This is a genomic window from Bacillus pacificus (assembly GCF_020861345.1).
Taxonomy (GTDB): domain Bacteria; phylum Bacillota; class Bacilli; order Bacillales; family Bacillaceae_G; genus Bacillus_A; species Bacillus_A pacificus.
This window is the reverse complement of the sequence record NZ_CP086328.1, coordinates 2,013,095-2,027,994: the sequence shown is the minus strand read 5'-3', so window position 1 is coordinate 2,027,994 and position 14,900 is coordinate 2,013,095. Positions and strand designations below refer to the sequence as shown.

Below are 14,900 nucleotides of genomic sequence, written 5' to 3'. Positions count from 1 at the left end.
CAATTATATAATACCAGTAATTTGGGTTAGCTTTAATTCACAAAAATAATTTTTATAAATTTATAGCATGCTTATCTATTAAAAAAGCACTTGTTGCCTTTAGTAGACAATCAAGTGCTCTAAATTTATATATTTTTAAGTAGTATTAAATTTGTAAGTTTTTTAGTAACAGTTCGACAGCCTTACATGTTGTGACAAATACTAGGTAAAACTTACAAGTTTATATAAATGCATTCTACTTGTAGTTATTGCTTAATAAATATAGAATACATTGTTTTATTCTCCTATTAACTTCTTCCTCATTTTATGTGTTTCTAAATCTGCTAATCTAACAGGAATAGATAAATGACTCTCATTATTAATACAGTTCATAACAATTTCAGTACTTGTATCTAAATCAATCCAGTTCCTACAAGAAACAAAAATAGGTTGAACATTTTGTCGTACTTAAAGTTCGACTATAGATTTCTATTGTTCATCCTTAAATTTCAATTGTGAAATGAGACTTTCTAAACTATTAGTTATTCGTTTATACTCATTTAATTCAAAATCTTCAACTAAAATTTCACCTGTATTGTTGTCTAGTACTATTAACATGCCATTTGATTCAAAACCAATTGGGAAAAATTTAAAAATATCCTCTTTAGATTCTGCATAGTCTTTGACAAGTGAAATAAAATAATCTGGTTCAATCCCTGGAATAACGGGGTGCAAATTAATATTATAAAAAGAAATCCATCCCGTTAATTCTAAAAACCAATATGAATTGAAATACTGCTTCACCGAATCATGTAACTGAACATTATATTGACTTTCAATTTCATCAAAGGAAAATTCCACTCCCTTCTCTATTGGTTTCCAAGAAATATATCCATATTCATCTTCTTCACCCGAATATATAAATTCATCTACATCTTCATTCCATGCTATTTGCGGTAAGGAATTGTTGTACTCCATCCATTTATCTATAAATTTTTCAAAATAGTCTTTCATAACCTCTTTCATATTAGAAATCACTCCTTAATAAGTTTCTGTAGTAACTCTGAATAAATTTTATCTTTCCCCCATATCCCTGCCTCTTTTTCTATATTATGAATTCCACCGGAGCCTGGGTGTAGTTTTTGGGGCACTGGAAATGCTTGTCCACCTCCACCAATATGATGATGAACTAATTTATCCCCCCTAACACCTTTAACATCATATTGAGAGAAATATTCCCTAAACACCTTATCATTAACAGGACTATCAGTAAAAGGATTCCTACCTTCTATTATTGCTCTATTATTCGGGCTGAATGCTTCTGGATGTCGATCAAGGAGTTCACTCCAAAAATACTTTAAATCACGTCTCCATCCTTCTGCATTAGTGTACTTTTCGCCTTTCCCAACAAAAGGCATCTCAACAACTGTACGTTGAGATGCAATATAAACTGGATCTATATTTTGAAGTTCTACACCACGATATGTTCTAATAGGATTATCAATATCACCCGTACCCTTAACCCCACCACTCTCCAAATTCGAGACCCTACTCTGAATACTCGCCTTTGAGGCATCATGGGCTTCTTGGAATTTCCCGCTATAGTTCGTTCCAGTTCTAACGACACTTCCATTTGGCAGTATTTCTACACCTTTAACGAATGGGGATACGGTGTCCGTGTCCACAACTTTTACTAATTATATAATACTAGTAATTTGTGTTAACTTTAATTCACAAAAATAATTTTTAAAATTTTATAACATGCCTATCTATAAAAAAAGCACTTGTTGCCTTTCGTAGACAATCAAGTGCTTTAAGTTCATATGTTTTTAAGTAGCATAAATTTGTAAGTTTTATAGTAACAGTATGACAACTACTACGTTAAAACTTACGAGTTTGTACGAGTTCGTTAGTTTCATGCCCATTCCATAGTTTATATTCATCGCCCAATAAAATTTCCTCTCGCCAAAGCTCGCACTTTGTTTTCCATTCTAGAATTGCACATTGTACTTACAAAATCACTATGTTTTTTATATTAAGACCGCTCTTCTTCATACTTTTTCATTCTTGCCATCAGTTCTTTGTCTATTTCATCTGTTAGTTCTCTATTTAAATATTTATACTCAAAATATTCAATTCTATCTGAAGGTCCAAATTCTGAATCATTCCAGTTAACATAACTAAACCGAACTGTTAATTTCCCTTCACCATTCACAATCATTGTAACTGAAAACCACGCCTCTTGTTGATTATCAATAAATACTTGTTGTAATTGAACTGTCAAATCAAATAATTCGTGCAGAAATTGATTATAAATTTTTCTATCAACATTATACATTCTAGGTATATAGTGTGAATATTTATATTCTTGTTTTTCATCTAAGGTTGTATAGAAAAAATAAACTCCTCCTTCCCCATCTTTCACCTCACCATTGAAGTAAAACTCTTCCCATTCAACAGGTATCATATCGTTTATCTTTTCAGCAATTTTACGATAAAGTTTATTTAATTCATTTTCAAATGACATATTATTTACCTCCTGCTTTATTTAAAATTTCACGTATAACCGGTTTCTTCCCTTGAATTTGATATTCTACCATGAACGAATTTGGTCTCATTGATTGTCCACTATATACTGGTTCAATCTTTACTGACACTTTTTTAGGAGGCTTTCCACCTAATGCATTAGCCCATTCTTTCTCCATGTTATACCATTCTCCACCCGAACGATTAATTTGTTTATTTTGAGCGACTAAATTATCAATATCACCGGATCCATGGAATTGCGTCCCTATCAAATGCCCACCATCATCATCCGGCAATCTATCTTCTCTTCCTGCAGCCACTTGCATTCCTGTGTTTCGTTTTCCTTTTTGAAGTATTAATTCTCCTGCCTCAACATCTACTATTCTACCAAGCTCATCTGTTGTATATTTATAACCATCCTCAGTAATATAACGCACGTTTGGCGCAAGTTCTTTCCTTCCATTTTTCCCTTTAATAATGTGCTTCCCAAGATCTTTCTCTTTTATTTCAGTTATCTTAGGAGTTTCACCCGTACCCTTACTAGCAAGAGAAGCCTCTACACCCTTAATCTTATCATCTATAATCTTATTACTTTCTGTATGATGCTTATTCACCCAGCTTTGGAAATCTGTACCACCTTGTTTAGATATTAGTAAGCCATTTCCGTCAACTTCAAAACTTGCTGATTTGGCTGTCCTATCATCTATGCTTTTGGCTATTTTTTCGCCAAGTTGATACATCTTTTCATTTCCGGATTTCTCCATTTTAAGGCTTACTAGTTTCAAACGGTCAAGCATAATAGCTTTATTATCACGCAATGATTGTACCACATTTCCACCCAAATTTGGATTAAAACCAGGCATTCCTTCTTTGAATTTTAATAATTTCGCTAAATCAGCTAATTCACTCGTGTCTTTGAATGCTTTTACTCCTTTTCCTACTGCTCCAACAACTGGGATTGCGTCTAATCCGCCAAAAATGATGTTTCCTACCCGCTCTTCTTGGCTCAATTTCCGGTGTGTTCCCCAGTCTTCTCCGTCGATACCACTTTTGATTTGTACAGCGCCGTATACAACTGCCGCAGCGGTTCCGAGTGGTGGGCAAAGGATTGTTGTGATGATGATTCCTAGGCCTATTCCTATGTCTCGCACCATTTCTAGTTTTTTCTGTTCATCTTCTATCGATTTATATTCAAATCCTCGTGTGGATGGGACTACTTTCTTATATTCTTCATAATTTAATTTTGCATCTGGGTTTTGTTTTTTTAGTTCTTTGTATTCCTCTCTCAGTACGTTATCAAATGCAGGTGAATCTCTAAAAATATCTTCTACTGTTATTTTATCTTTTTTTGTTTTTATTGTTTGTGGTACACTTCCGTACCCTGCGTGCGCATCTGGTAATACTGTCGTTGTTGTGGAGCCAATTCGGTTATCTGTTTCGAAACTGAGAATAGATGTATCTCTCATTTTTTGAGCGAATTTATCCATTTCTACTAAAAAAGGTTTATCTATATGTTCAGAGACCAATCGCCCTGCTTCTCCGCAATATCTTTGTAATGTCGAATAGCTATCAAGTAATTCCCCGATTTTTTGCGATTGATCTTTTGGGTTAAAATGTATACTGCCATCTGAGTCTAAATCTCGTATTCTTCCATCAATTTTTTTCAATAATTCATTTGCGCGCTGTAATTTTATGAGTGCATCTTTTGTAATTCGATTCATACCATCCCCCATGTTTTGCCATGGTTCAGGTCTATATTTCACATCCATTTCGTTTTCATCTCCCCAGCCGTATGGTGATTTCTACAACTTACTTAATATTTCACGTAATTGTTCGTCCTTTTCAAGCATTTCTACACATGCGACCCTTACAAGTCTCGCCGACCTAGAATAGTGTTCAGCAAATTCAAGTGTTTTGTGTAATATATCAGGATATTTTTCAATTACTCTCATCGCTTCACCTTTTTGATAAAAATCACTGCTTAATAAACTCTCAATATTCGTTCCAATGACGTCTACATGGATTTTATATATATCTTCTAATTTCATTACTATATCAAGTAGTTCTTGAAAATTAACTAATACTTCTTCTCCACCACCAGAACCACCATCTCCCATTGATACTTGCATTATTCAATACCTCCTAACGAAAATTGTCTCGGGTCAATTAATTTTTTATACGGCATTTTTAACACGTCATACAATTTCTTATTTACCGCATAGAGACTCACCCAGTCATACCGATTACGTTCTACATCAATTTGAACGAAATCTTCTCCTTCAGTGAAATATAAGAAACATTCCCATTTTCCTCCTCTGTTACTCCGAGGCCTCGTATATGTTTCTATCGCTATAACATCTTTATTTGATAAATCTTTTTCCTCAAATGTTTGTTGTTCTTCTTCTGTCATTCTCTTTGAGAAAAATGTATCTTCTATTTCCCTCGGTTCTCTCAATAAGAAAGGGATGCGTGTTAATAAGGAAAAATATACGTCTGGCTTTGGTATGTAGTCGATCTCGTATTTTTTATTTGGCTCTATTTCCGTTAATACAGCCACTCGGTCTTTATCCTCTTTCAAAAAGCCAATTAATACATTATTCATTCTCGTGTATTCATGACAATTTTCATATTCTTTTAATAGCTCAATCATTTGAAAAGCGGCAGGGGTAATTCCATTTTCACTTGTAAGTAAGCCCTTTTCTTTTAAACTCGTAGTTGCTTTCGTGACACATTCTTCATCAAGTAAAATAATTACGTCACGGTTTGGCAATCCAAATATATCGGTAACCCCAGCTGCACCTGCGAGAACATATAATTCAGCAGGTGCAAAAACCATTTCTTTCCCCATTCTTTTATCCCTCATTTCTCCATCACAATTTTTTTATCGCCCTTACTTCCGATATATCGCCATACGTTTGAATACTTTTCTCTAACTCTTTCAAAGCTTTCGTATGTCCTTCAAATGCCTCTACCATTTCTGAGTTATATTGAATGATTAAATCAAGATAACTTAAAAAGGCATCTCTCGTTTTTCCATTCCATTTCGCACATGTAACGTACGCTTTTAAGTTTTTCGCTTGATTTAAAGAATCTTTCATGCCGTTCTCTATGTTTTGTGCGTAAGAAATGGCACTTGCAGTGTTACTTCCTATAATTTCAACCTCTTTACCACTCATATTAGTTCCCTCCATTCTTTGTATACTTAATGGATAAGTTTTTCAATTTCCTTTTTCTTTTCTTCAAAAGCTCTGGTCGCTGCAGCGTATGCTGACGCTTTCTCCGCTTCTGCTTTCGCTTTATATTCCAAATACTTTGCATAAGCTGTACCTATCGCAGATCCAACATTGCTTAATTCACTTTTAAAATAGGATAATACTGTATGTAAGTCTTCATCCTTTTCATGACGTTTTTGTTCAAATTCCACTGCTGGAATTTTATTTGCTTCTAAACCATTACTTTTACTCTCATAATCTCTCTTCGCTGATTCAGCCTCTTGAATGTATTGCTTTAACTCTCTTTCTTGATCTTTCAAATAATCATGTAATTTATCATACTGGTCTCGTTTCCTCGCGCTTTCTGTAAAACCCGATGCATTTAAAAAAGCATTGTACAATTCATCTAACATCTTTCTCCCCCTTTATTACAATAACTATGTAGTTAAATTCGTATATTTGAACATGAATATTCATTACATTGAGAATTTATAAATAATTATTTTTGCATATTGCTATTTTATCAAAGGGATTTTAACATTTCCATATTTTATAAAAAGCTTTCGCATTTTTCTTCAATTAGATTATTGAAATTTTATCCACATAAAGGAAATGAATGACAAATGATCATCATTAACATGTTATAATTGCGATGTATACATTTAATTGTATTAGATGTATATGTGTAATACGTATGTTTAATAAAGTTAAATTAAACTGGGGAGGCTTTCGCAAATGGGGAAGAAAACAAGCAAAGCTAAAAAAATTTTCGGATTCGTAATCACCGCAGCTCTAGTAACTACAACGATGGTAGGCACAGCAAACGCACAAACAACTACGAATAACGATAAAGTATCTGGCAATGCGAACACTGTATTTACAGATGTACCAAAGGACCACTGGTCAAAAGATGCTATTGATTACTTAGCAGCAGCAGGACTTTTTAACGGATATGGAAATGGAAAATTTGGTTTTGGGGATCATATTACTAGAGGCCAGGTAACTTCTTTAATCGCTCGTTATTTAGGTTTAACAGCAAACAATGAACAGAGCAATATGTTTAACGATATTAAAAATCATATGTTTGAAAAGGATATTAAAGCTATTGTACAAGCCGGAATTATGACAGGTGATGGAACAGGTGCTTTTCGTCCAGATGATGCATTAACTCGGTATGAAATGGCAGTAGTATTACAAAAAGCATTTCAATTACAATCAAAAGGACAAAATAACTTTAAAGATGTACCTCAAGATCATTGGGCTTATAAATTTGTAAATACGCTACGTAGTAACCGAATATCCTACGGTGATGAGGCAGGTAATTACAATGGCAACACGCTTGTGAAACGTGAGGAGTATGCACAATTTTTATATAATGCAATAGCAAAAAACAGAGATTATAATTTCAACATCAATACAAAAGAAGAAATGAAACAAATGTTAACAACAGCTTTAGAGAATGGGACGTTTGGTCCATTTAAATTAAATTCATTGGGTAAAGAGCTATCTGACGTAAAAAAAGAATATGGAGTGCCTGATGTTTTGAAAAAAGCACCATGTACAGAATGTGATGCACCTAATACAGCGGTATACGGAGATTATAATATTGACATGTACCCTTCGGACGCTAGATATATATGGGTGAAAATGGATATCTCTATCAATGAATTAAAAGAGTGGTTTGGTGAGCCCGATTTAATCGGAGAGGATATGACTAGCGAAGGCTTTATATATAATCGAGGAAGCTATTCTCTTTATTTCAGCTTCTCTGATGGTTATATTCAACGCGCTGAAATATCTAAAAGTGAACACCATTAATATGTTACAAGCAATATAAAATATATAAAGCATAAAAAAATCCTTCAAGAACGTGCCTTTTCTTGAGGGATTTTATTTTGTTCCTACCTATTTAACATAATACAAAGCTGTAAAACCACTACTGATTAAAGTTCCACTTTATTTTTCTTAGTGCTCCGCATTCCATTCACTTAAATACGTTGCATATTCTAATTCATCTGGATCATCATCTAGTATAGAAATAAACTCTAATTTATTTCCATCACAATCTAGAAAATATACACTTGCAGCTGGTATCCACCTTTGGACAATTGGCTCTTCATTTCCTTTCCCCTGACTCCCTACTACCTCTATTCCACGTTTTTCTAACCACAATTTAGAAACCTTTAAAAACGCTACATCTACACGAAAAGCGAAGTGTTTCATCTCAAAATCTTCATTACTATGTACTTCCCATAATCCAAGCATTTGTTCTTTATTTTCTCCTACCCAAAAGAAAGCAACCCGCCTTTTCGATAGTTTTTTTGCTAATGTTAAACCTAACTTATTTTGATAGAAATCTATCGCCTTTTCTAAATTTCTTACATGTAAATGCGTTTCATATATGCTTTGTATCATTATGATTCCTCTCCCCTACATTCCAATTTTTGAAAAACAATTTATTTTTATAATACAAATAAATACATTTGAAATCATCCTACTTTTGTATAATTCCCCCTTACTACAAAGGTATATATCTAGCATTATCATTTATATCCCAACACCAAAATTCAATCAAAAACACATTTACATTCTAGTAAATACATTCTTAAATTTTTATAATGTAATAAGAGTGACATCTTAACAATAGAGGAGGAACCATTCTGGATAAAACCAAAGTTATGGCTTATTTTAGTATAACGGGTGATATATTCCCTGTTGAAGCAATTACCAATGCCCTAAGTATCGAGCCTACAAGAACTTATAAAAAAGGTGATGTTGTTGCAAGACGTGATAATCCGAATCTTGTATCCACCAAAACCCTATATAGAAAAGAAACTAATTGGACTTTAAGCACTGGCTATCAAGAATCATACGATATAAATAATCAGTTACATGTTATTCTAAAATCACTTGAAGAGAAAACAGAACCATTAAAACAGCTTAAGAAAAAATATGATTTAGAATTTCTATTTATGGTAGTCATTCAAATTGAGAATAACGAATCACCCGCAATGTATTTACAAAAAGATATACTTGATTTCGCTAGTTCGATTCAAGCAGAAATTCATTTTGATCTATATATTTACTAAAAATAAAAACGCTATTGATGTTAGAATCAATAGCGTTTTTTTATGTGACTAGATGTGTGAATTATTTTGTGAGAACAAAGCAGATTCATTTTTATGTAACCTTTTTCACTTTGATTTCCCCGTCTATCTTCACTTCATAAAAGGTTGGCTCTTCCATACGACGAGATGGTGTCCATACGTGATAAACAGTCTATATTTCACGCTTTCTTCAACGAAAACAGAATATAAATTTTTTCAATTTCATGCGATTCTTCTAAAATCCATGAGGTTTGAGCTAAAAGCTTCTGTAATCCTTCCAATCCAAGATATCTAATTTGCACGCCAATAAACTCTGTAAACCCAAGATATCCTGGATTAACATATGCTCGGTCGAAAATTAACGAACCCGTCACCCTGGCATCCGCTGGGGAATTTTCAAAGAAACGGTCTAAATTCTCAATAATATCCGAATCCGAACCATACTCAAAAAGCCCCCCCTCCGATGAACAGAGCTGAATCCAACCTGAATGATCCAAGCTCATTTTTAATAATGACTCCGATTGGCTCCAGTTATAATGTATTGTGTTAAGTGTTATATCAAGGCCATAAAAGCGTTCTCCCGGTTGCTTCAAAGCATCGATGCACCGCTTTGCGAAATTAGGGCCGTACGTATCAATATCTAAAATGTTAATTCCAATCTTTCGTCCCTTAAGTAATTCTGGGTCCGATTCCTGAATTAAAATCAAAGTATTGATACTGTCTGCAGCAGCTCCACCAGCAATATTAAAAAAACAAAGGCCACGTTCAGGAAACGCCCTAAGCTGAGGCAACAAAAGTTCCGACTGCTGTCTGCAAAGATCCCTCAGCCTAATCCGAAGCCCCATAAAAGAGGTTTGCTTTACCGCCCACTTGTCCCGGAAGCCTAATTTTATCCCCTTACTTAAATCAGGTCCAAGTTTGTACAGTAACGTACGCATACCACTAAGATAAGAATCATCAACATTCGACATTTTCACAAAAATGTTCTGAATAAAACCCGGCATCTTTTTTAATGCTTCAATGCTCCGTGCTGATTTAAGGCAATTCAAATGATACGCCTGTTCATCAATACTTGCGTTGAACAAGGGATGCGTAATATCCAAAATCGGTAGTTTCATTTCATTCTCAAAAACCGCATAAAGAATTCGCTCATTTTGATTTCCTTCCATATTTTGAACTCCACCTCGCTTGCACGCTGAATTTTGAACTAGCTAAAATCCAAAACTATTGTAACTGCTCTCCCAGGAAGATTTAACGTTGCGATTATACATTTTCTATACAAGTAGTTATACGTATTTATAGTATTTATGATATTGAAGTCTTCTTACAGACAACAAAATCAATGGCATATGCCTATTTCCCTCTGCAAAATTATAGTTTTAGCTCTATAATCCATGCCCGAACAACTAACTTCATCCTCTCTAGAAAATATCCATTCATTCTATTCAATTCCTAATCTACCTATTCCTTCATTACTCAGTAACAAAACAAGCCACCCAATTCATATGAATTGGGTGGCTCTATACCATAAAGAGAATTTGCTATTTGTATTACTTCAATTTCCCCTCAAAAACAATCTTCCTACCGCACGGTTCCACTACTGTTTTACCGTCTTTCTTCACTTCATGAAAGATTGGCTCTTCCATGCGACGTGATGGTGCGTAACCTTCTTGTTCCATACGTGCTAAGCAGTCTGTAATTGTTTCGTTTTCGAGTACTTCAAATTTCTTTTTATTAGGTTGTTTTGTCATGCCCTAACCTACTTTCTATTTTTCTTGATGCGAATTGATTCTTCATGTAAATCATATATAACATTGCGAGAATTCCTATTATAATCATAACCGCAATAAAAAAGCTTGTATACTGTATTTTTTCTATAAATACGCCTCCTAATACAGGTCCCAGTATACTCCCTAAACTAAAGGCGATTCCAGCTAATATATTACCTGCTGGCAATAAGTGTCTCGGTAATAAATCTGTCATAAATCCAAGTCCTAACGAGAAGCACGATCCAATGACCATACCAGCTAACAACATGCAGGCAAAGACGATCCAGTAATATTGATCAAATACGGCTGCTAGCAAGAAAATGCCCGTACTTATGCTGAACGTCCACGTTAAAATACGGTCCCTTCCGTATTTGTCACTTAATATACCGAGCGGAATTTGTGTAATAATGCCCCCAACTGCAAATGCTGGTAATAAGAAGGATACTTCTGAAACAGACCATCCTTTACGAAGCGCATATACTGGTAAGTTACTGTTTAACATTGCTTCCAGTACGCCATATGCAAGTGGTCCCAGCAGTGCAATCCATCCTAATCCAACAACTTGTTTATAACGAGAAAAGGATGATTCACTCTTCACTTCTCTTTCATCTTGCGCCGGGAATGCATTTTTCGTTGGCAGTAATAACAGCCAACCTATTAAACAAAGTACAGTAGATATAATAAATGGCGTTGCAAGACCGTACTGTACAGTGCTTGCTAAATACGGACCGACGGCAAAACCAATTCCGAAGAATACACCGTATATCGATACTTGTCTCCCAATTTTACTCGGGTCTGATGTTGTCGTAATCCATGTTTGTGTTCCGACATGAAGCATATGATCTCCGACTCCAACTAGAAATCTAAGGATAAACCATACCCAAAACGAAAATGTTTGTGTAAAAAAGAATAATGAAATGATAACGAGAAACCCACCAATAACGATAATTGGCTTCATTCCAAATTTTTGCATCGGTTTTTCAAGAAACGGTGAGATTACTAATATCCCAATGTATAGTGCTGTCGCATGAATACCGTTAATACTTGAACTAACCCCTTCTTGTTCAAAAATCATTGCAATGGCCGGTAAAAGCATTCCTTGTGACAAACCCGAGATTGCTACAATCCCAACCATAATCCAAAAAGTAAAACGTATCGACATTCCCTTTCCCTCTCCTTCTCACGCTTTCCACTTCTCATTATAAACTGTTTCTGCAAATGCGTGTACGAATATTCGCAATAAAAAAGAAGCTAAAAGAATGAATCTTTTAGCTTCTTATCCTTCCCAAACTTGTGCTTTCACATTGTTATGGAATTGCTTGAAATACGGATGTTTATAAAAAGCAGTTTCATACAAATAATGATGCGAATGAACAATTGGTGGCTGTTGTATTTGTAACGGAACTACAACTGGTGAAACTTGCATATACAGCGGAGCTATCATCATTTTTGTATACACATGATGATTATATGGAGAATGCGCAATGAAGAGCGGATGATGCATGGATAATCTCCCCTTTTACATACAATGTTATAGCATATGCAATACCTTTCATTTCGGGGATTATTTCTGTTCTAACCAATCCTCTACATGTTTTATAAATACATCTAAACAATCAATAAACGGTGAATGACCGCAATCTTCTAATAATTGCAATTCAGCATTCGGCAAATGTTTCGCTAACTCCTCACCCACTACTTGCGGTACGACATAATCTCTGTCACCTTGTATGACAAGCGTCGGAGCTTTAATACGATGAATTTGCTTATTTCCCTCTACAACCCCGTTATGTTCATCCGAAATATTAAATGTAATGAGCGCATAATTCACATCTACGAAATTACGTTGCGTTAACATATCGTCTAAATACTTTTCATAACGATCTGGTTCAGGTTGATTATGTGTATATATTAATAGATTCCATACTGTTCGGTAATATAATTTATTCATATTTTTTATCGCATCTAGTACTGGAGCAATTTGTACAGGATCTTGTGCAACCTCTTCCTTCGTCTTTACTAAACTTGATACGATTGGCTGCCCGTTTATATCTTTTTTAAAAATTGGATATCCCTTCATGCCCACCGATTCTACTAAAATTAACTTTTCGACAAACGTTGGATGATTCGCTGTAAATTGCATCGCAACACCACCGCCCATTGACCAGCCCATTAATGAAAATTTCTCTAGTTTTAATTGATCAATAAATAGTTTTACATCTTCTGCAAAATCTTGTATGGAATCTATCGCTTTATTATATGTTGATTGACCAAATCCTCTTAAATCAAGAGCGTAAATATGGTATTGATCTTGCAGCTTTTCAATGACTAAATCCCAATGTTGTGACGATGTCATGTTTCCGTGAATGAGTACAAGAATTTCTGCATTTTGCCTTCCAACTTCCTGATACGCAATCGTTTCTCCGTTCGATAGTGAAACAAACTCCATTGTTGCAGGCTTAATCATCACAAGTTCCCCCATTCTTTTTAATAGAAAGAAAATTCTTTACTTAATTAAAGAATAACATGCAGAATGTATGTTCTCAACAAAAAAGCGATACGAAATTTTTACATAAATCAACATGTCTATTACTAGACAATTATAATAAAAAAGTATATAGTTAGCTAGGTAACTAATTTGAAAGGATTAACATACATGGACGAAAAACAACATTTTTTTCACCTTGTCAGCCAGACTTCTCGCAAGTTTACGAAGAAATTTAATGAACGCGTATCTCCCACTGGGTTATTTAGTGCGCAATGGGCTGTAATTTTCCGTATTAATCAAACTGGTTCTTGTACGCAAACAGAATTATGTCAGTATTTAAATGTTGAATCACCAACGATGACTCGTACGTTAACACGTATGGAAACGATGGGATGGATTATTCGTACTGAAGGAAAAGATCGCCGTGAGAAGCTCATTTCTTTATCAGAAACAGCGATAAAAATGATTACGGTATGGCAAGAAGAAGTTGATACTTTCGAAGAAAAGACGCTAGAAGGTATTAACGAAGATGATTTACATCAAGCATTTCAAGTGTTACAACAAATTATTAAAAACTTAGATTAAATTGGAGGGATGACGATGCAAAGTGAAAAACTTTGGACGAAGGATTTCCTCGGAACTTGTTTTAGTAGTCTATTTCTCTTCTTAACATTTTATATGCTTATGACTACTTTACCCGTCTATGTAATAGACGGCCTAAAAGGAAAACCTGAGGAAATTGGTTTAGTTGCAACTGTATTTCTTATTTCATCTGTATTATGTCGACCATTTACAGGAAAATGGCTCGATGATTTAGGAAGAAAGAAAATATTATTTATTTCACTTTCTTTATTTTTAGCTGCTACTGTTATGTATTTCGGTGCGCAAAGTTTATTTTTATTACTTGCCCTTCGCTTCTTACATGGTATTGGGTTTGGGATGGCAACAACTGCAACTGGTACGATTGTCACAGATGTTGCGCCAGCTCATAGACGCGGCGAAGCACTTGCCTATTTCGGCGTATTTATGAGTTTGCCGATGGTAATTGGTCCTTTTTTAGGTTTAACAATTATTTCTCATTTTTCATTCACTGTACTATTTATCGTTTGTTCCATATTTTCATTGCTTGCATTTTTATTAGGACTACTTGTAAATATTCCGCATGAAGCACCTGTAAGCAAACAAAAACGAGAAAAAATGAAATGGAAAGACTTACTTGAACCATCTTCTATTCCAATCGCTCTTACAGGATTTGTTTTAGCCTTTTCTTATAGTGGCATTTTATCCTTTATTCCTATTTATGCAAAAGAGCTCGGTTTAGCTGACATTGCAAGTTACTTCTTTATTTTATATGCACTTGTTGTTGTCATTTCTCGTCCATTTACAGGTAAGATTTTTGATCGCTTCGGTGAAAATGTACTTGTTTATCCAGCTATTATTATTTTCACAATTGGGATGTTCATTTTAAGCCAAGCACAAACTTCATTTTGGTTCCTTGGCGCAGGTATGTTAATCGGTTTAGGTTACGGAACATTAATTCCTAGCTTCCAAACGATTGCGATTTCTGCAGCTCCAAACCATAGACGTGGTTCTGCGACAGCTACGTACTTCTCATTCTTTGATAGTGGTATTGGCTTTGGTTCTTTCATTTTAGGTATCGTCGCAGCGAAATCAAGTTACCATAATATGTATTTCATCGCAGCCATTATCGTTGCGTTCACTTTACTTCTTTATTATGGATTACACGGACGAAAACAAAAGTTCAAGAAACAACATACAGACGGAAAAGTTTCCGCTTAACATAAATAAGGAAAGTAAA

General features: G+C 34.7%; 18 protein-coding genes and 1 pseudogene. 4 read left to right on the top strand and 15 right to left on the bottom strand.

Annotated features, from left to right (window positions below; translation table 11 throughout):
- Positions 1–276: 276 nt before the first annotated feature.
- From LMD38_RS10590 to LMD38_RS10550, 9 genes and pseudogenes are all read right to left on the bottom strand, one after another.
- Positions 277–469: pseudogene (locus LMD38_RS10590) on the bottom strand (endonuclease V); the annotation flags it as partial.
- On the bottom strand, positions 469–1,005 hold the full coding sequence (locus LMD38_RS10585; RefSeq protein WP_062822239.1) for a SecY-interacting protein Syd: 537 nt from the start codon (positions 1,003–1,005) through the stop codon (positions 469–471). The pseudogene LMD38_RS10590 and the gene LMD38_RS10585, both read right to left, overlap by 1 nt.
- 8 nt (positions 1,006–1,013) lie before the next feature.
- The gene (locus tag LMD38_RS10580) at positions 1,014–1,664 is read right to left on the bottom strand and encodes a hypothetical protein (protein ID WP_062822240.1); all 651 of its coding nucleotides are present in this window, start codon (positions 1,662–1,664) and stop codon (positions 1,014–1,016) included.
- A 350-nt stretch (positions 1,665–2,014) separates the two neighbouring features.
- Positions 2,015–2,506 (bottom strand): immunity protein YezG family protein, encoded by a 492-nt coding sequence (locus tag LMD38_RS10575; protein WP_000007322.1) that lies wholly within the window; start codon positions 2,504–2,506, stop codon positions 2,015–2,017.
- Between the two features lies 1 nt (position 2,507).
- Positions 2,508–4,274 carry a DNA/RNA non-specific endonuclease gene (locus LMD38_RS10570; protein ID WP_062822241.1) on the bottom strand — a complete coding sequence of 589 codons (1,767 nt, stop codon included), beginning with the start codon at positions 4,272–4,274 and terminating at the stop codon, positions 2,508–2,510.
- A gap of 33 nt (positions 4,275–4,307) precedes the next feature.
- Positions 4,308–4,634: a hypothetical protein gene (locus tag LMD38_RS10565; protein ID WP_001198193.1), complete on the bottom strand. Its 327-nt coding sequence runs from the start codon at positions 4,632–4,634 to the stop codon at positions 4,308–4,310.
- On the bottom strand, positions 4,634–5,353 hold the full coding sequence (locus LMD38_RS10560; RefSeq protein WP_062822242.1) for a DUF5081 family protein: 720 nt from the start codon (positions 5,351–5,353) through the stop codon (positions 4,634–4,636). Before LMD38_RS10560 ends, LMD38_RS10565 begins: the two co-directional genes overlap by 1 nt.
- A 22-nt stretch (positions 5,354–5,375) precedes the next feature.
- Positions 5,376–5,681, bottom strand: coding sequence for a WXG100 family type VII secretion target (locus LMD38_RS10555; protein WP_000014540.1), 306 nt, complete (start codon positions 5,679–5,681; stop codon positions 5,376–5,378).
- 26 nt (positions 5,682–5,707) lie between these two features.
- On the bottom strand, positions 5,708–6,130 hold the full coding sequence (locus tag LMD38_RS10550) for a hypothetical protein (protein ID WP_016718045.1): 423 nt from the start codon (positions 6,128–6,130) through the stop codon (positions 5,708–5,710).
- A gap of 322 nt (positions 6,131–6,452) precedes the next feature.
- Here LMD38_RS10550 and LMD38_RS10545 point away from each other — a divergent pair, with 322 nt between their 5' ends.
- A complete protein-coding gene (locus LMD38_RS10545; RefSeq protein ID WP_062822243.1) occupies positions 6,453–7,535 on the top strand; it encodes an S-layer homology domain-containing protein in 1,083 nt (360 codons plus the stop codon).
- Between the two features lie 147 nt (positions 7,536–7,682).
- Here LMD38_RS10545 and LMD38_RS10540 read toward each other — a convergent pair whose 3' ends face one another.
- Positions 7,683–8,132 carry a VOC family protein gene (locus tag LMD38_RS10540; protein ID WP_062821837.1) on the bottom strand — a complete coding sequence of 150 codons (450 nt, stop codon included), beginning with the start codon at positions 8,130–8,132 and terminating at the stop codon, positions 7,683–7,685.
- A 263-nt stretch (positions 8,133–8,395) separates the two neighbouring features.
- Between LMD38_RS10540 and LMD38_RS10535 the strand changes: the two genes are divergently transcribed.
- The gene (locus tag LMD38_RS10535; RefSeq protein WP_062821836.1) at positions 8,396–8,806 is read left to right on the top strand and encodes a DUF4279 domain-containing protein; all 411 of its coding nucleotides are present in this window, start codon (positions 8,396–8,398) and stop codon (positions 8,804–8,806) included.
- 197 nt (positions 8,807–9,003) lie between these two features.
- Here LMD38_RS10535 and LMD38_RS10530 read toward each other — a convergent pair whose 3' ends face one another.
- The 5 genes from LMD38_RS10530 to phaZ form a co-directional block, all read right to left on the bottom strand.
- Positions 9,004–9,993: a hypothetical protein gene (locus tag LMD38_RS10530; RefSeq protein WP_062821835.1), complete on the bottom strand. Its 990-nt coding sequence runs from the start codon at positions 9,991–9,993 to the stop codon at positions 9,004–9,006.
- A gap of 381 nt (positions 9,994–10,374) precedes the next feature.
- Positions 10,375–10,575 (bottom strand): NETI motif-containing protein, encoded by a 201-nt coding sequence (locus tag LMD38_RS10525; RefSeq protein ID WP_000166303.1) that lies wholly within the window; start codon positions 10,573–10,575, stop codon positions 10,375–10,377.
- On the bottom strand, positions 10,559–11,755 hold the full coding sequence (locus tag LMD38_RS10520; protein WP_062821834.1) for an MFS transporter: 1,197 nt from the start codon (positions 11,753–11,755) through the stop codon (positions 10,559–10,561). The genes LMD38_RS10525 and LMD38_RS10520 overlap by 17 nt, the downstream gene beginning before the upstream one ends.
- A 114-nt stretch (positions 11,756–11,869) precedes the next feature.
- On the bottom strand, positions 11,870–12,097 hold the full coding sequence (locus LMD38_RS10515; protein WP_062821833.1) for a hypothetical protein: 228 nt from the start codon (positions 12,095–12,097) through the stop codon (positions 11,870–11,872).
- A 60-nt stretch (positions 12,098–12,157) separates the two neighbouring features.
- The gene (phaZ, locus tag LMD38_RS10510; protein ID WP_139866125.1) at positions 12,158–13,075 is read right to left on the bottom strand and encodes an intracellular short-chain-length polyhydroxyalkanoate depolymerase; all 918 of its coding nucleotides are present in this window, start codon (positions 13,073–13,075) and stop codon (positions 12,158–12,160) included.
- A gap of 174 nt (positions 13,076–13,249) precedes the next feature.
- Here phaZ and LMD38_RS10505 point away from each other — a divergent pair, with 174 nt between their 5' ends.
- Both LMD38_RS10505 and LMD38_RS10500 read left to right on the top strand, forming a co-directional pair.
- Entirely contained in the window at positions 13,250–13,666 is a 417-nt protein-coding gene (locus tag LMD38_RS10505; RefSeq protein ID WP_062821832.1) for a MarR family winged helix-turn-helix transcriptional regulator, read from the top strand.
- 15 nt (positions 13,667–13,681) lie between these two features.
- The gene (locus LMD38_RS10500; RefSeq protein ID WP_001190316.1) at positions 13,682–14,881 is read left to right on the top strand and encodes an MFS transporter; all 1,200 of its coding nucleotides are present in this window, start codon (positions 13,682–13,684) and stop codon (positions 14,879–14,881) included.
- Positions 14,882–14,900: the final 19 nt, after the last annotated feature.